Annotated in this window: 13 protein-coding genes; all 13 read right to left on the minus strand. The window is 68.1% G+C overall.

Annotated elements, in window-relative coordinates; all coding sequences use genetic code 11:
- Positions 1-1,074 (minus strand): UDP-3-O-(3-hydroxymyristoyl)glucosamine N-acyltransferase, encoded by a 1,074-nt coding sequence (lpxD, locus tag QO011_RS11575; protein WP_307271846.1) that lies wholly within the window; start codon positions 1,072-1,074, stop codon positions 1-3.
- A 94-nt stretch (positions 1,075-1,168) separates the two neighbouring features.
- A complete protein-coding gene (gene bamA, locus QO011_RS11580) occupies positions 1,169-3,367 on the minus strand; it encodes an outer membrane protein assembly factor BamA (protein ID WP_307271849.1) in 2,199 nt (732 codons plus the stop codon).
- 200 nt (positions 3,368-3,567) lie between these two features.
- On the minus strand, positions 3,568-4,695 hold the full coding sequence (rseP, locus tag QO011_RS11585) for an RIP metalloprotease RseP (protein WP_307271851.1): 1,128 nt from the start codon (positions 4,693-4,695) through the stop codon (positions 3,568-3,570).
- A gap of 143 nt (positions 4,696-4,838) precedes the next feature.
- Complete coding sequence (locus QO011_RS11590; RefSeq protein ID WP_307271855.1) at positions 4,839-5,663, minus strand: phosphatidate cytidylyltransferase; 825 nt, start codon at positions 5,661-5,663, stop codon at positions 4,839-4,841.
- Positions 5,656-6,426: an isoprenyl transferase gene (locus tag QO011_RS11595; protein ID WP_307272338.1), complete on the minus strand. Its 771-nt coding sequence runs from the start codon at positions 6,424-6,426 to the stop codon at positions 5,656-5,658. The genes QO011_RS11590 and QO011_RS11595 overlap by 8 nt, the downstream gene beginning before the upstream one ends.
- Before the next feature lie 42 nt (positions 6,427-6,468).
- Positions 6,469-7,029: a ribosome recycling factor gene (frr, locus tag QO011_RS11600; RefSeq protein ID WP_307271857.1), complete on the minus strand. Its 561-nt coding sequence runs from the start codon at positions 7,027-7,029 to the stop codon at positions 6,469-6,471.
- Positions 7,030-7,138: 109 nt separating this feature from the next.
- A complete protein-coding gene (gene pyrH / locus QO011_RS11605) occupies positions 7,139-7,870 on the minus strand; it encodes a UMP kinase (RefSeq protein ID WP_307271860.1) in 732 nt (243 codons plus the stop codon).
- Between the two features lie 77 nt (positions 7,871-7,947).
- A complete protein-coding gene (tsf, locus tag QO011_RS11610) occupies positions 7,948-8,874 on the minus strand; it encodes a translation elongation factor Ts (RefSeq protein ID WP_307271863.1) in 927 nt (308 codons plus the stop codon).
- Positions 8,875-9,055: 181 nt separating this feature from the next.
- Positions 9,056-10,072, minus strand: coding sequence for a 30S ribosomal protein S2 (locus tag QO011_RS11615; RefSeq protein ID WP_307271866.1), 1,017 nt, complete (start codon positions 10,070-10,072; stop codon positions 9,056-9,058).
- 204 nt (positions 10,073-10,276) lie between these two features.
- A complete protein-coding gene (locus QO011_RS11620; RefSeq protein WP_307271868.1) occupies positions 10,277-11,059 on the minus strand; it encodes a response regulator in 783 nt (260 codons plus the stop codon).
- A 188-nt stretch (positions 11,060-11,247) separates the two neighbouring features.
- On the minus strand, positions 11,248-14,712 hold the full coding sequence (gene dnaE / locus QO011_RS11625) for a DNA polymerase III subunit alpha (protein WP_307271871.1): 3,465 nt from the start codon (positions 14,710-14,712) through the stop codon (positions 11,248-11,250).
- A gap of 374 nt (positions 14,713-15,086) precedes the next feature.
- Positions 15,087-15,770, minus strand: coding sequence for an ABC transporter ATP-binding protein (locus tag QO011_RS11630; RefSeq protein WP_307271873.1), 684 nt, complete (start codon positions 15,768-15,770; stop codon positions 15,087-15,089).
- Positions 15,770-17,071, minus strand: a complete 1,302-nt coding sequence (locus tag QO011_RS11635; protein WP_307271876.1) for a lipoprotein-releasing ABC transporter permease subunit — start codon at positions 17,069-17,071, stop codon at positions 15,770-15,772. Before QO011_RS11635 ends, QO011_RS11630 begins: the two co-directional genes overlap by 1 nt.
- Positions 17,072-17,125: the final 54 nt, after the last annotated feature.

Below are 17,125 nucleotides of genomic sequence, written 5' to 3' on the forward strand. Positions count from 1 at the left end.
TCATTCTCCCTTGTCTTCCCGGGCGTCCGGCGCGGCGGCGCGACCGCCGGCCGCCAGCCGCTTCAGCGCAGCCAGTTCGCGCGCCCATTCGCGTAACGGCCGCGCCGGCGTCCCGCCCATGCGGGCGCCCGGGGGCACGTCGTCCTTGACGTTGGCGGCGCCGGCGATCTGGGCGCCCATGCCGATGCGGATATGGCCGACCGTCGCCGAGGCGCCGCCCATCACCACGAAATCCTCCAGGACCGTCGACCCGGATATGCCGACCTTGGCGACGAGAACGCAATGGCGACCGATCATGACATTGTGGGCGATCTGCACCTGGTTGTCGATCTTGGTGCCCTCGCCGATCACGGTGTCGCGGTTGGCGCCGCGGTCGATGGTGGTGCCGGCGCCGATCTCGACGTCGTCCTGGATCACCACCCGTCCGACCTGCGGCACCTTCATGTGGCCGCGCGGGCCCATGGCGAAGCCGAAGCCGTCCTGGCCGATCTGAGCGCCGGGATGAACGATGACCCGATTGCCGATCAGGCAGTGCTGCAGCGTGGTATTGGCGCTCACCGAGCAGTCCCGGCCGATGCGCACGTCCGGCCCGATGACGGCGTTGGGCCCGACGATCGAGCCGGCGCCGATCTCGGCGCGCGGGCCGATCACCGCGCCGGGATCGACGGTGACGCCGAGCTCCAGCCGGGCCTCGGGATGAACGAAGGCACCGGGCGCGATGCCCTTGGAGCCGAACATCGATTGCGGGCGCGCCGCCTCGGGATGCAGGACGAGCGCAACCTGGGCAAAGCTGCGATAGGGCTCGCGCACGACGAGCAGCGGCGCGCCCGTCGGGGCCTTCGCGGCGAATTTCGGCGCGATCAGGACGAGGCCGGCGCGGGTGGTCGCCAGCAGCGGCAGGTAATGCGGATTCTCCAGGAAGGTGAGATCATCCGGCCCGGCCTGGTCGAGCGGCGCCACGGCGCTGATGCGCCGCGTCGGCTCGAGCCCCTCGGCCGGCGCCGCGCCGGTGATCGAGACGATGTCGGCGACCGCCAAGGCAGCGTGCGGACGAAAGAACACGGGGTCGGTCATGCCTCGGCCGTTCGCGCCGCCCCGGAGACGGAGGGCGCCCATAAGAAAGCCGGCCGGTCCGTCGGGACCGGCCGGCGGTTGAGAGCAGCGGTCCTCAGAATGTGGTGCCGCCGGAGAAGTGGAAGAACTGCGTCTGGTCGCCCCTCGCCTTGCTGAGGACCTGGGAGAAGTCGAAGCGCAGCGGCCCGAGAGGCGAGGCCCAGAGCAGGCTGGCGCCGACGGAGGAGCGGATCGTGCTCTCGTCCAGCAGGCAGAACTGCTCGCTGGAGCACGGACCGTAGTTCTTGCCGCCATAATTGTAGAGCGTGCCGGCGTCGGCGAAGAGCGCGCCCCTCAGGCCGAGCTCACGCGGCAGGCCGAGCAGCGGGAACTGCAGTTCCACCGTGCCGCCGTAATAGGTGGTGCCGCCCAGCGAGTTGCCTTCGGTGTTGCCGCCGGCGCCGGAGATATCGCGCGGGCCGATGCCGCCGGGCGCGAAGCCGCGCACCAAGTCCGGACCGAGGTTGAACTGGTCGACAATGGCGAGCTTGTCGCCGCCCCAGCCGACCATGTAACCGCCCTGGCCGCGCACCATCAGGGTCAGGTCATCGGTGATGGGGTAGTAGTAGCGGGCGTCAACCGTGCTCTTCAGCCACTTGGCATCACCGCCGACGCCGGCGAAATCCTGCTTGAAGCTGACAAAGGTGCCTTCGCTCGGGTTCTTGATATCATCGAGCGTGCTGTAGGCCAGGGTATAGCCGACGGTCGAGACGAAGCGCGTGCCGACCAGGTCCTTGATCGCCAGCGAGGCCTCGCCGTTGGTCCAGCAGGCATTGGGATTCTTCGGATCGTACGGGATCATGTTCGGCGGGAAGCCGCAATCGTCGTACTGCGAGGGGATCGACACCTGCTGCTGGTAGCCGCTGTAGCGCACGCCGAACGAGAAGTCCTCGGTGACCGGGAAGGTTGCGCGCAACGTGCCGCCCGTCACGCGGTTGTTGTAATAGGTGTAGTCGCTCTGGTCGGTCTTCTTGGTGAAGAGGTCGAAGCCCGCGGCGATGCGCTGACCGAGGAAATAGGGCTCGGTGAAGGAGAACTGCACGCCCTGGGTGTTCTGGCCGTACTGGACCGCCACCTTCACATACTGGCCGCGGCCGAGGAAGTTGCGCTCCGACAGCGAGACCTCACCGATGAAGCCGTCCGAGGTGGAGTAGCCGCCGCCGACCGAGAACTCGCCGGTCGACTGGTCGACCACCTCGACGTCGATGATGACGCGGTCCGGCGCCGAGCCCGGCTCGTTGGTGATCTTGACGCTCTCGAAATAGCCGAGGTTGCGCAGGCGCCGGGCGGCGCGGTCGATCATCGCCTTGTTGTAGGGGTCACCTTCGGCCACGTCGAACTCGCGCCGGATGACATAGTCGCGGGTGCGGGTGTTGCCGGAGATGTTGATGCGCTCGATATAGACCTTGGCGCCCTCTTCCACGACATAGGCGATGTTGATGTTGCCGTTGGCGTCGCGCTCGCCGCGCGGGCGGACCTGGGCGAAGGGATGGCCGCTGCGCGCCAGCTCGTCGGTCATGTCCTCGACGGTCTTGTCCACGTCCTCGGCGTCATAGGCGTCGCCCGTCGAGGTGCGCATCTTGCTCTCGAGGTCGGCGGAATTGATCTCGGGCACGGTCGACTGGACCGTTGCGGCGCCGAAGGTGTGGTACTGGCCCTCGTCCACCGTGAAGGTGATGATGTAGGCGTCCTGCTTCTCGTTCAGCGTCGGCACGACCGACACGACGCGGAAGTCGGGATAGCCGCGATTGGCGTAGAAGCGCGTCAGCCGCTCCACATCGCCGGCGATGCGGTTGGGGTCATAGGTGTCGGTGGTGCGTAGCCAGCCGAAATAGCCGGATTCGACCGTCGCCATCTGCCGCTTCAGCCGCCAGTCGGAGTAGGCGTTGTTGCCGATGAAGCGGATCTCCTCGACGCCGATCTTCTCGCCTTCGTTGACGGTGAGAATGAGGTCGACGCGGTTGTTGGGCAGAGACACGGTGCGATAGGTGATCACCACGGTCGCGCGGCCGTTGGCGGCGTAATAGTCCTTCATGCGCGCGATGTCGGTCTCGACCTTCTTCGGGTCGAACGGCGTCTTCGGCTTGGATTCCATGCCGCTCTGCAGGGTGTCGCTGTTGATCTTCTTGTTCTTCTCGAAGACGACACGGTTGATGATCGGCGCCGCCGGAGCCGCCTGTGCCTGGGCAACAGCTGCGAAAACAACGGGCGCGGCTCCGAAGGCGAAGCAGAGCGCGACGAGCACAAGCGCCATACGCAGTTTCGACTTGAACAAAGCTGATGCCATGGGGCTCGTACCCTACCCTATTTCCAACGTCCGGCAGGAACTCACGCGGCAACCTGCCGGATTCGCTTCCCCTGCAGAGACGGTTCTACAGGGTTTCGAACCGCGTGCAACCGGGGCTCCAAAGAGGCCTGCCCTTTTTTGGGACAGCGTTGCCCACGCGCCACTGGCTATCCCGCGAAGGGATGGATGACGTCGTTCACCAGGGAAAACACCATCAGCATCACCACGAAGGCGAGGCCGACGCGATAGAGGAGCTCCTGGGTCGTTTCCCGCAGCGGGCGGCCCTGAATCGCCTCGATGGCGTAGAAGACGAGGTGCCCGCCGTCGAGGAGAGGGATCGGGAACAGGTTCAAGAGCCCGATCGACACCGACAGGAAGGCCGCCAGCGAGATCAGCCCGATCAGGCCGCTCGATTCGGCGACGTGCTTGGAGATCTGGGCGATCTTGACGACGCCGCCCATGTCGCGCGTGTCGCCATGGCCGGCCACCAGGCTTCCCAGGAACGAAAAGGTCTGGCTAATGATGTTTCCGACTTCCTGGGTGCCGAGCCACAGCGCCTGGAACGGATTCTGCTGCTCGCGCGCCGGCTGGATGCCGAGCTGGCCCTGCCGCACCGGGTTGGTCGCCTCCGGCGGCTGCTCCCGGAGCGTCGGCGTGACGCTCAGCGTCGCCCGCGCGCCGTTGCGGTCGATCTCGATCGGCACGGTCTTGTCGGCCAGCGGCTCGACGACGTGCGGAATGTCGGCGAAGGCAGCGATCGGCTTGCCGTCGATCGCGACGATGATATCGCCGGCCCGGATCCCCGCCTTGTCGGCAGCGCTGCCGGCGATGACGACGCCGACCTGCGAGGTAACGCTCAATTTGCCATAAACCGAGAAAAATGCGGCGAAGATTAAAATTGCGAGAATGAAGTTGGCAATCGGACCTGCCGCAACGATAGCCGCCCGCTTCCAGATCGGCTTGTGGAAGAAGCTGACCGCCCGCTCCTCCGGCGTCATCAGCTCGTTCTTCTGCACGTCGGGCATGGACGCGGCATTGGCGTCCCCGAAGAACTTGACATAGCCGCCGAGCGGCACCGCCGCTACCCGCCAGCGTGTGCCGTGCCGGTCGTTGAAGCCGAACAGCTCGGGGCCGAAACCGAGCGAGAAGGTCAGCACGCGCACGCCGCACCAGCGCCCGACGATGAAATGGCCGAGCTCGTGGAAGAAGACGATGATGGACAATACGAACAGGAACGGCACGACATAGCCGAGCGTGCTGCCTCCGAGAGTCCCGAGGCTGGCAACGAAGTTCATGGTCACGTCCTTGTCCCGATTGGCTGGCCCGATCGCGGCGGCGCCCTTGGTGCTCCGCCTATGCCAGCGCATCGTGGCGCAGCCGTGATGCGGCGCAAACAATTTTAACGATTGGTTTCATGTTTTGGTTAACACGCCGGCGCTCACCACGCCAGCAGCGCCCGGGCCGGCGCGAGGGGACTGCCCAGCATGCCGAGCACCAGGGCGACGAGCGCCGCCACCACGAAGCCGTCGAGCCGGTCCATGACGCCGCCGTGCCCGGGAATGAGATGGCTGGCGTCCTTGGTGCCGAAGCGCCGCTTCAGCGCCGATTCCAGAAGATCGCCGCCCTGCGACACCACCGCCAGCACGACGGCGAGGCCGAGCAGGACCGCCGTGGCGCCCGCTCCCGCGGCGGCGGCCACCGTCCAGCCTCCGAGCGCGCCGAACAGCGTGCCGCCGAGAAAGCCGGACCAGGTCTTCTTCGGGCTGACCCGGGGCCAGAGCTTGGGTCCGCCCAGTGTGCGCCCGGTGAAATAGGCCATGATGTCCGAGCCCCAGACCACGGCGAAGACGAACAGGGTCGCGGCAAACCCATAGGCCGCATCGGCGCGCAGCAGCACGATCGGCACCACGGCAGCCCCGGCATAGGGCACGCCCAGGGCGGCGAGGACGGCCTGCGGCCGGCCGCGCAGCAGCATGCCGACGCCGGCGGCGCCGACGGCCAGCGCCGCCACGGCGACAGCGGCCTGGCCGAGCGCCGCCGCCAGGGCCGCAGCCGCCAGAGCGGTGCCGCCGGTGGCGAGCACCGCGGGCGCACGGGTCCCGACCACCATGCCGATCCACTCGACCAGCACCGCACCGGCGGCAACGGCCCAGAACAGGGCGAAGCACCAGCCGCCCCACCACGCGGCGGCGAGGGCAGCAGCTGCCATGAGGATGCCGGAGATGGCCCGCCGGGCGAGATCGGACCAGGCCGCGTCAGCCATGCGTCCCCTGGCGGGTGCGGCCCGCTTCCAGGCCGCCGAACCGCCGCTCGCGGCCGGCATATTCGGCGAGCGCCGCCTCCAGCACCGAGCGATCGAAGTCGGGCCACAGGATCGGCAGGAAGACGAACTCGGCATAGGCCGCCTGCCACAGCAGGAAGTTGGAGAGCCGCTGCTCGCCGGAGGTGCGGATCACCAGATCCGGGTCGGGAATATCGGCGGTGTCGAGGCTCGCCGAGAGCCGCTCCGGCGTGATCTCGGCCGCCTGGAGCCGCCCCTCGGCCACGGCCTGGGCGAGGCGCCGCGCCGCCGCGGCGATCTCCTGCCGCGAGCCGTAGTTGAAGGCGACCACCAGGGTGAGGCCGGTGTTGGCGCGCGTCAGGTCCTCGGCTTCGGCCAGGAGGCCGGCGACTTCGGCATCGAGGCCTTCGCGCTCGCCGATGATGCGCACCCGGACATTGCCGGCGTGGAGCTCGGCGAGGTCGTTGCGCACGAACCGCTTCAGGAGCCCCATCAGGTCGTCGACCTCGGGCTTGGGGCGCGACCAGTTCTCCGAAGAAAAGGAGTAGAGGGTGAGATAGGCGATGCCGAGGTCCCCGGCGGCACGGACCGTGCGCCGGAGCGCCTCGACGCCGCGCCGGTGGCCCTCGAAGCGCGGCAGCATCCGCTTGGCGGCCCAGCGGCCGTTGCCGTCCATGATGATGGCGACATGGCGCGGCGTTCGCGCAAGCAGCTTGGCGCCCCGCCCCTCCATCATCTCGCTCATCGTCATGGTTGGCCCCTGCGCCCAGTCCCGCCCGAGCGAAGACTAGACCTGCATGATCTCTTTTTCCTTGCCCGCCAGGATCCTGTCGACCTCGAGGATCATGCCGTCCGTGGCCTTCTGCACCTGGTCGGCGAAGCGCTTCTCCTCGTCCTGGCTGATGCCGCCGTCCTTCTCGGCCTTCTTGAGCAGGTCGAGGCCGTCGCGCCGGACATGGCGGACGGCGACGCGCGCCGCCTCGGCATATTTATGCGCCACCTTGACCAGTTCCTTGCGGCGGTCCTGCGTCATCTCGGGGATGCGCAGGCGGATGACCTGGCCCTCGGTCTGCGGGTTGAGGCCGAGATTGGAATTCATGATCGCCTTCTCCACCGCGCCGACCATGCCGCGGTCCCAGACCTGCACGCTGATCAGCCGCGGCTCCGGCACCGAGACCGTGGCAACCTGGGAGATCGGCAGGTGCGAGCCGTAGGCGTCCACCTGGACCGGCTCCAGCAGCGCGGCCGAGGCGCGGCCCGTGCGCAGGCCGCCGAGTTCGTGCTTGAGGGCGGCGAGCGCTCCGTCCATGCGGCGCTTGACTTCGGAAAGATCGAACGAGGTGGTCATGGTGCCCTCAGTCTTCTTCACTATGCCGTGCGGAGCGTCCGGTCTACCCCAGGGGCAGGTTGGAAACCCGGCACGATCTCGGAGTTCTCCGGCAGCCTCGGCTGCCCGATCAAGCCGTGACCAGCGTACAGCTGGCTTCGCCGCGCAGCACGCTCGCGATCGAACCGGCCTGATGAATCGAGAACACGATTATCGGCAAGCTGGCCTCCCGGGCAAGGGCAAAGGCCGCCGTATCCATCACCTTCAGATCACGACGGATCACCTCGTCATGGCTGATGCGGTCGAAGCGGGTGGCCGTCGGATCCTTCTTGGGATCGGCGGTGTAGATGCCGTCGACCTGGGTCGCCTTCATCAGGACGTCGCATTCGAGCTCGGCCGCGCGCAGCGCCGCACCGGTGTCGGTGGTGAAGAACGGGTTGCCGGTGCCGCCGGCGAGCAGCACCACGCGGTCCTTGGACAGGTGCTCCATGCCCTGCTGGCGTGTGTAGGTTTCCACCACCGAGGGCATGGCGACGCCCGACATGGCGCGGGCGGGCTGACCGAGGGAGGTGAACTGCGCCTCCAGGGCGATGACGTTCATGACGGTGGCCAGCATGCCCATGGAATCGGCGGCCGGCCGCGACAGGCCCATGCCGGCGATCTGGGACCCGCGGAAGATATTGCCCCCGCCGACCACCACCGCGACCTCGACGCCGAGCTTGACCGCGGCGATGACGTCCTCGGCGATCCGCCGCACCGTCGCCCGGTCGATGCCGAAGGGCTCGGTGCCCATCAGCGCCTCGCCGGAGAGCTTGACCAGGACCCGTTTATAGGGAAGCGCCGCCATCGCCTTCTCCTTCATGTCCGACTGTTCTCGCAAAAAGGGCGGCTCGTGGCCGCCCTTCCGACTCGCTCGATACCGCTTGTCCGCCGCGGAGCTTAGCGCGTGCCCGCCTGCGCCGCCACTTCCGCGGCGAAATCGGTGGTCTCCTTCTCGATGCCCTCGCCGAGGGCGTAGCGCACGAAGCCGGCCACCTTGATGGCGCCGCCGGCCGCGCTCTCGGCCTCGCGGAGGGCTTGGCCGACCGTCTTGGCCGTGTCGAAGATGAAGGGCTGCTCGAGCAGCGTCACTTCCTTGAAATAGGTCTTGATGCCGGATTCGACGATCTTGGCGATCGCCGCCTCGGGCTTGCCCTGCTCGCGATACTTGTCGGCGAGCACGGTCTTCTCACGCTCGACCGTGGCCGGATCGACGCCGTCGGCATCGACCGCGATCGGATTGGCGGAGGCGATGTGCATGGCGACCTGCCGGGCGAGCTCGGGCAGCTTCTCGCCCTTGCCGGCCGTCTCCAGCGCCACCAGCACGCCGATCTTGCCGAGGCCGGGAACGACCGGCGAATGGACATAGCTGCCGACGACGCCCTCGCCGACACCGACGACCCTGGCGCGGCGCAGGGTCATGTTCTCGCCGATCTTGGCGACGGTCGCCGCGATCTTCTCATCCACCGTGCCGCCGCCGGGATAGGCGGCCGCCTTGATGGCCTCGACGTCGTCGCCGACGGTGAGCGCCACCTTGGCGATGGTCGCCACCATCTCCTGGAACTCCGGATTGCGGGCGACGAAGTCCGTCTCCGAATTGACCTCCACGGCCACGCCCTTGACGCCGTCGACCAGCACCGCGACCAGACCTTCGGCGGCGACACGGCCGGCCTTCTTCGCGGCCTTGGACAGGCCCTTCTTGCGCAGCCAGTCGATCGCGGCCTCGATGTCGCCGCCGACCTCGGTCAGCGCCGCCTTGCAATCCATCATGCCCGCGCCGGTCGTCTCGCGCAGTTCCTTGACCATCGCGGCGGTGATGTTCGACATGTCTCAAATCCTCGTTGGCGCCGTGCCGGCGAACCGCGCGGGGCGGGCCGCACCGGGGGCGGACAGGTGATGGGCCGCGGCACGGGCCCGGTGGACGACGGGCAGCGGCCCGGCGCTCCGGAGAGCGGCCGGGCCGATACAACCAGAAAGCCGTGGCGCGGCTGCGACGCCGCGCACGGGCTCAGGCGGTGACCAGCGTCCTGGCGAGCTCGACCCAGCCGTCGCGGGCGATGCGGCCGTTGAGCTTGAGGTCGGCGTCGACCTTGGCGACATCGGCGTCGGTCATCGCCGCGATCTGCCAATAATGCCAGAGACCGCCCTCGTTCAGCTTCTTCTCCAGCTCCGGACCGACACCCGTGAGCTTGCTGAGGTCGTCCGGCGCGCCGCGCGGGGCCGCCAGCAGCTCGAAGGCCTCGCCGGCCGGCTCCGCCGCATCGCCGGCGGCGACGGGCAGCTCCTCGACGATCGGCTCGGCTTCCTCGCCGATGTCGAGACCGGCCTCGCCATGCGCCCGCGAGATGCCGTCCAGCGCCGCGCGCGCCACCAGGTCGCAATAGAGCGACAGGGCGCGGCCGGCATCGTCGTTGGCAGGGATCGGGTAGGTGATGCCGTCCGGATCCGAGTTGGAATCCAGGATCGCCGCGACCGGGATGTTGAGCCGGCGGGCCTCCTTGATGGCGATGTCTTCCTTGTTGGTGTCGATCACGAAGATCAGGTCGGGCGTGCCGCCCATGTCCTTGATGCCGCCGAGGGAGCGCTCGAGCTTGTCCTTCTCGCGCGTCAGGTCGAGGCGCTCCTTCTTGGTGTAGCCGCCCTGGGCGCCCGTGGAGAGCAGCTCGTCGAGCTTGCGCAGGCGCTGGATCGAATTGGAGATGGTCTTCCAATTGGTCAGCGTGCCGCCGAGCCAGCGCGAATTGACATAATACTGCGCCGAGCGGCGGGCAGCGTCGGCCACCGAATCCTGCGCCTGGCGCTTGGTGCCGACGAACAGCACGCGGCCGCCGCGGGCGACGGTGTCGGACACCGCCTGCAGCGCACGATAGAAGGCCGGCACCGTCTGGGCGAGATCGATGATGTGGATGCCGTTGCGGACACCGAAGAGGTAGGAGGCCATCTTCGGGTTCCAGCGATGGGATTGATGGCCGAAATGGGCGCCGGCTTCGAGCAGCTGACGCATGGAGAAATCGGGCAGTGCCATGAGAGTTAACTCCGGTTCGAGAGCCTCCGCGGACATCCACCGTGCCGCCACACCCGAAAGGACGAAGCAAAGCACGGCACCGGAGCGGTTTCGGCCGCTTCGTCCGCGTGTGGAATGGCGCGCTCTATAAGCGCGCGGGTCGATGCTTGCAAGCGCCAAAGCGCCGCTCGCGCCGTTTTCGCCCACGGCCGGACTGCGGCCGCGTCAGGGCGCGAGGTCGTGATAGGGCAGCGTCAGCCCGAACATGCGATGCATGACGAGGTCGATGTCGCGCGGCAGGAACGGCTTCTTCAGATAGGCGTTGGCGCCGAGCTCGCGGGCCTGGTCCAGCGCATCCTGGCTCGCCGACATCAGCACGACATGCACATGCGGGTTGTAGGCGCGGAAGATGCGCAGCGTCTGCGCCCCGTCGAGGCCGGGCATGTTGAGGTCGATGAAGACGATGTCGGCCGTACGCCTGGCATAGAGCTCGAAGGCCGAGACGCCGTCGCGCGCCTCGGCGATGTCGAGGCGGAAGATCGAGCGGTCGAGCAGGCGGCGGATGATCGAGAGCGTCGTGCCGGAATCATCGACCAGCAGCACGCGGGTCGTCTGGGTGACGCGCTCATGGGTGGCGAGCACCCGCCGCACCGCCTCGGTGTCGAACGGCTTGACGAGATAGTCGTAGGCCGCGAGACGGCGCATGCGCGCGATCTGCTCGGCATCCGACGTGACGGAGATGACCGCGAAAAAGGGCATGCGCCGGGCGCCGTGCAGCCTCTCCACCACCTCGGCGCCGTTGATCTCGGGCATGGCGAGGTCGACGAAGGCGACGTCGACGCGGTTGTTCGACAGGCAGTCGAGGGCCTGCAGGCCCGTGGCCGCCTCGTGCACCGTCGTGGTGCCGCCATAGGCGAGGACCGCCTCGCGCACGAAGCGGCGCCAGAGTCCGGCATCGTCCGCCACCAGCACCGACAGGGCTTCCGCCTCGACGAAGGAGACGTCCATGGGTCTCGTCTCGGTCGCACGCGAACTCATCGAAGCCCCGTTTCGCTGCCGGCGGGATAGCGCCGCGGACCCACCCCCCGGGCGTCCGCGGCACGGCGCAGGCTGTTTGCGTCGAATCGACGGGGCCCGTCAACAGGCCGGCCCGGCCGCCGGGCCGCCCCCTCCCCGCATCCGCCGACCGCGACGCCTCAGACCTGCTGGACCGCCATCACGCCGGGAATGGCCTTGATGGCGCTGGTGATCTGCGGCGAGAGCTGGAAACGGCCGGGCAGCCGCACCTCGACCTCGCGCCGCCCCTCCTCGATCTGCAGCACGAAGGAGACCTCGGCCTCACCGCGCTGGCCGAGGCGGCGAGCCACCGAGTCCAGCGCCTGGTCGCCGCGCAGGAACACCCGGATGCCGCGCTGGTTCTTGGCCGCCGCATCGTCCAGACGCTCGGCGGTGACGATGCGTGCCCGCACGTCCTCGCCGTCCTGCGCGGCCTGCACCGTCAGCAGGACCGGCGTGCCCGGCTCGAGCAGGTCGCGATACTGCGCCAGGCCTTCGGAGAAGATCACGGATTCGAACTGCCCGGAGGCATCCGACAGCATGATGATGCCCATCTTCGAGCCGGTCTTGGTGCGCCGTTCGGAGCGCGACAGCACCGTGGCGGCGAGCCGGCCGGCCGAAGCGCCCTGCTTCACCTTCTGGGTGAACTGGACCCAGGACGGGATCTGCAGGCGGCCGAGCACGGCGGCATAGGCGTCGAGCGGATGGCCGGACAGGAAGAAGCCGACCGCGTCGAACTCGCGCTGCAGCTTGTCGGCCGGCTCCCAGGGCTCGACCGGGTTGACCTTGAGCGGCTCGGGCCGCGAGGCGCCGCCGAACATGTCGGACTGGCCGCCGGTCTTCTCCGCCTCGGCCCGCTGGGCCAGCGCCATGATCGCGTCGATCGAGGCGGCGACGCGGGCCCGGTCGGGGTCGAGCTCGTCGAAGGCGCCGGCCGCGGTGAGGCTCTCCAGCATGCGCTTGTTGACGGCGCGCGGATCGAGGCGACGGGCGAAATCGGCGAGGTCGAAGAAGGGCTCCGCGCCGCGGATCTCGATCAGGCGCTGCATCGCCGCCATGCCGACGCCCTTGACCGCCCCGAGCGCATAGCGGATGGCGCCGTCGTGCACCTCGAAATCCGGCCCGGAGCGGTTGATCGAGGGCGGCTCGACCTTGATGCCGAGGCGCCGCGCCTCCAGCCGGAATTCGGCCAGCTTGTCGGTGTTGGAGATGTCGAGCGACATCGAGGCGGCCATGAACTCGACGGGGTGGTTGGCCTTCAGCCAGGCCGTCTGGTAGGTCAGCAGCGCATAGGCGGCGGCGTGGCTCTTGTTGAACCCGTAGTCGGCGAACTTGGCGAGATAGTCGAAGATCTCGTCGGCCTTGGCCTTGGCAATGCCGCGCTCGACCGCACCGGTGACGAAACGCGCGCGCTGGGCGTCCATTTCCGCCTTGATCTTCTTGCCCATGGCGCGGCGCAGCATGTCGGCCTCGCCCAGGGTGTAGCCGGACAGGATCTGCGCGATCTGCATCACCTGTTCCTGGTAGATGATCACCCCATAGGTCTCTTCCAGCGCCGGCTTGATCTGGTCGAGCATGTAGTCGGGGTCCTCGCGCCCGTTCTTGCGGGCGTTGTAGACCGGGATGTTGGCCATCGGGCCGGGACGATAGAGCGCCACCAGGGCGATGATGTCCTCGAAGCGGTCGGCATGCATGTCGACTAGCGCTCGCCGCATGCCCTGACTTTCAACCTGGAACACGCCGACCGTCTCGCCGCGCGCCAGCATCTGGTAGGTCTTGTCGTCGTCGAGCGGCAAAGCCGCGAGGTCCAGCCCGATGCCGCGCTGGGCGATGAAGTTGACGGCGCGCTGCAGCACGGTCAGCGTCTTCAGGCCGAGGAAGTCGAACTTCACCAGCCCGGCCGGCTCCACCCATTTCATGTTGAACTGGGTGGCCGGCATCGGCATGGCGGTCTTGGGGTCGTGATAGAGCGGCACCAGCTCGGTGAGCGGCCGGTCGCCGATCACCACGCCGGCCGCGTGGGTCGAGGCGTGGCGGTAGAGACCCTCCAGCTTCTTGGCGATGGTCAGCATGCGCTCGACCACCGGATCGGCCTGCGCGGCCTCGCGCAGCTTGGGCTCGTCCTCGATCGCCTTGGCGAGGGTCACCGGGTTGGCCGGGTTCTGCGGCACCAGCTTGCACAGCTTGTCGACCTGGCCGTAGCTCATCTCAAGGACGCGGCCGACGTCGCGCATCACGCCTCTGGCCTGCAGCGAGCCGAAGGTGATGATCTGCGCCACCCGGTCCGCACCGTACTTCTCCTGGACATAGCGGATGACCTCATCGCGCCGGTCCTGGCAGAAATCGACGTCGAAGTCCGGCATCGAGATGCGTTCGGGGTTGAGGAAACGCTCGAACAGCAGGCTGAAGCGCAGGGGATCGAGGTCGGTGATGGTCAGGGCATAGGCGACGAGCGAGCCCGCGCCGGAGCCGCGGCCGGGCCCGACCGGGATGCCCTTGGACTTGGCGTGCTTGATGAAGTCCGAGACGATCAAAAAATAGCCGGGAAACTTCATCTTCTCGATGATCGAGAGCTCGAACTCCAGGCGCTGGCGATAGTCGCCCTCGCTGCGCCCGGCAGCCGTGCCGTGCGCGGCCAGGCGCGCCGCGAGCCCGTCGCCGGCCTGGCGGCGCAGCTCGCCGGCCTCGTCCACCGGCTCGGTGCCGGTACCGACGGAAAAGCGCGGCAGGATCGGCTTGCGGGTGCGAGCCCGGAAGGCGCACCGCCTGGCGATCTCCACCGTGGCGTCGACGGCCTCCGGCAGATCGGCGAAGAGCGAGCGCATCTCCGCCCGGCTCTTGAAATAGTGCTGGGGCGTCAGGCGCCGCCGCTCGGTCTCGGCGAGGATGCGGCCCTCGGCGATGGCGAGCAGCGCATCGTGCGATTCGTGGTCGGAGCGCGCGGCGAAATAGCACTCGTTGGTGGCGACCAGGGGCAGGCCCCTGGCATAGGCGAGGTCGAGCAGGAACGGCTCGAGGCGCCGCTCCTCCTCGGTGCCGTGGCGCTGGATCTCGACATAGAGGCGATCGGCGAAGGCCTGCGCCAGCAGCGCCGCGCGCTCCGCGGCCAGGGCCGGCTGGCCGTCGCGGAAGGCGACGTCGAGCGGCCCGCCGGGGCCCCCGGTCAGAGCAATCACCCCCTCGGCCCGCTCGGCCAGCACGGCGGCGGCGAGGTGCGGCTCGGCCGCGGCGCCGGCCTCGCCGTAGGCCATGGAGGAAAGCGCCATCAGATTGGCATAGCCGGCCTCGCTCTGGGCCAGCAGGATCAGGCGCGGCAGGCGGCGCAGATGCGGGAGACGGCGGTCCGGCCCCTCCTCCCGGTCGGCGAAGTCGACCGCGAGCGACACGCCGACGATCGGCTGGATGCCGGCGCCGGCAAGCTTCTCGGAGAACTCCAACGCCCCGAACAGGTTGCTGGTGTCGGTGATGGCGACGGCGGCCATGCCGTCCGCCTTGGCGAGGTCGGCGATCTTGCCGACCTTCATCGCCCCTTCCAGCAGCGAATAAGCCGACCGCACATGCAGGTGCACGAAGCCCGCGCCGACCATTTCACTCGCCCGACTCATCACCGCACCCCTTTGTCAGAGTGGCGAGCTTGCCGCCCTGGCCCCGGCAAACCAAGCCGCGACCGCGGGGCGCGGGTGTATCGTCCCCAGCCTGTAGACGAGCTGTGGATGGTTGTGGATAACTTTTGGTCAGAATCCGGTGACGAAGCCGCCCCAGACCGCGATCATGGCCAAAAACACGCCCATGGAAGCCAGCGCAGCGGCATCTTCTGCGAAACGAGCGAGCATACGATCCTCCCGATCACTGGATGTATGCATCATGTTCCATTTTTGTTCTTTGTCAAGCACCGCATCGGCGTTTCGTCGCAAAGCGTGTTCGGTTTGTTCTGAAAACGCCGCTCCAGAGGTAGCAAGCCGGCTATCGACCGCGCGTCTCAGGCCAGCTCGACAACCTTGCCGTCGCGCAGCGTGACGCGCCGGTCCATGCGGGCGGCGAGATCCATGTTGTGGGTGGCGATCAGCGCCGCAAGTCCGGAAGCGCGCACCAGCGCGGTCAACGTCGCGAACACATGGTCCGCCGTGCCGGGATCGAGATTGCCGGTCGGCTCGTCGGCCAGCAGCACCTTGGGCGCATTGGCGACGGCCCTGGCGATGGCCACGCGCTGCTGCTCGCCGCCGGAGAGCTCCGCCGGCCGGTGCGTCAGGCGCTGGCCGAGGCCGAGGAAGGCCAGGAGCTCGCCCGCCCGCTCGCGTGCCTGAGCCTTGGTGAGGCCGCGGATGAGCTGCGGCAGCATGACGTTCTCGATCGCCGAGAATTCCGGCAGGAGGTGGTGGAACTGGTAGACGAAGCCGATCCCGGTGCGCCGCAGCCGGGTACGCGCCCCGTCGTCCAGGCTGGCGGTCGGCTCGGCGCCGACATAGACGTCGCCGCCGTCGGGCTGCTCGAGCAGGCCCGCGACGTGCAGGAGCGTCGACTTGCCGACGCCCGACGGGGCGATCAGCGCCACGGACTGGCCCGCCCATACGGAGAGATCGGCGCCGCGCAGGATGTCGAGCGTGGCCTCGCCCTGGCGGTAGCGCCGTTCGACGACGTGAAGCTGCAGTGCCGGATCGGCCATCACTCGTACCTCAGCGCCTCGACCGGATCGAGCCGGGCGGCTCGCCAGGAGGGATAGAGCGTGGCGAGCACCGAGAGGATCAGCGACATCAGCACGATGGCGGTGACCTCGCCGGGGTTTATCTTGGCCGGCAGGCGCGAGAGGAAATAGAGCTCGGGCGCGAACAGCTCGGTCTGGGTGAGCCAGGACACGAACTGCCGGATCTGCTCGATCCAGGTGCACACCACCACGCCGAGCACGAAGCCGGCGAAGGTGCCGGTGGCGCCGATCGCCGTTCCGGTGATCAGGAAGATACGCATCACTGCCCCGCGCGTCGCGCCCATGGTGCGCAGGATGGCGATGTCGGAGCCCTTGTCCTTCACCAGCATGATCAGGCCGGAGATGATGTTGAGCGCGGCGATCAGGATGATCAGCATCAGGATCAGGAACATGACGTTGCGCTCCACCTCCAGGGCGGTGAAGAAGGTGACGTTGCGCTGGCGCCAGTCCGTCATCGTGATCGGGCGTCCCGCCGCCGCCTGGATGGCGTCGCGGGCCTCGTCGACCCTGTCGGGGTCGTCGACATAGATCTCGATGGCCGTGACGTCGTTGTTGCGGTTGAAATAGGCCTGCGCCTCGGCGAGCGGCATGAACACGAAGTTGGAATCGACCTCCGACATGCCGATCTCGAAGATCGCCACGATCGGGTAGACCTTGATGCGCGGCGTGGTGCCGAACACCGTCGCCGCCCCGCGCGGGGAGACCAGCGTGATGTTGTCGCCGAGGCGCAGGCCGAGCTGCTCGGCGAGGCGCGAGCCGACCATCACGCCGTGCCCGTCGTCGAACTTGTCGAGCGTGCCGTCCCTGATGCTCTGGCCGATGGAGGGCAGCTTCTCCAGGTCGGCCGCCCTGACGCCGCGCACCAGCACGCCGCCGGCGTTGAAGGGCGAGGATGCCAGCGCCTGGCCCTCGACGATCGGCACGGCGAGCTTGACGCCGGCGGCCCCGGAGATGCGCTGCGCCACCGCCTCGAAGTCGGTCAGCGGCGTCTCTGTCGGCGTCACCACGATATGGCCGTTGAAGCCGAGGATCTTGGATTGGAGCTCGACGCGGAAGCCGTTCATGACGGACATGACGATGATCAGCGTCGCCACCCCCAGCATGATGCCGACGAAGGAGAAGCCGGCGATGACGGAGATGAAGCCCTCCTTGCGCCGCGCCCTGAGATAGCGGAAGGCCATCATCCGTTCGAAACCGGAGAAAGGCGGCGTGCCGGTCGGCTCGGGCTTGTCCTGGGGTGTTGCTGCAGCGACGGCGCTCATCATTCGTCCGGCTCGGGTCTCGACCCTAAGTCAACTGGAATCGCGGCGTTTCAG

Source organism: Labrys wisconsinensis (assembly GCF_030814995.1).
Taxonomy (GTDB): Bacteria; Pseudomonadota; Alphaproteobacteria; order Rhizobiales; family Labraceae; genus Labrys; species Labrys wisconsinensis.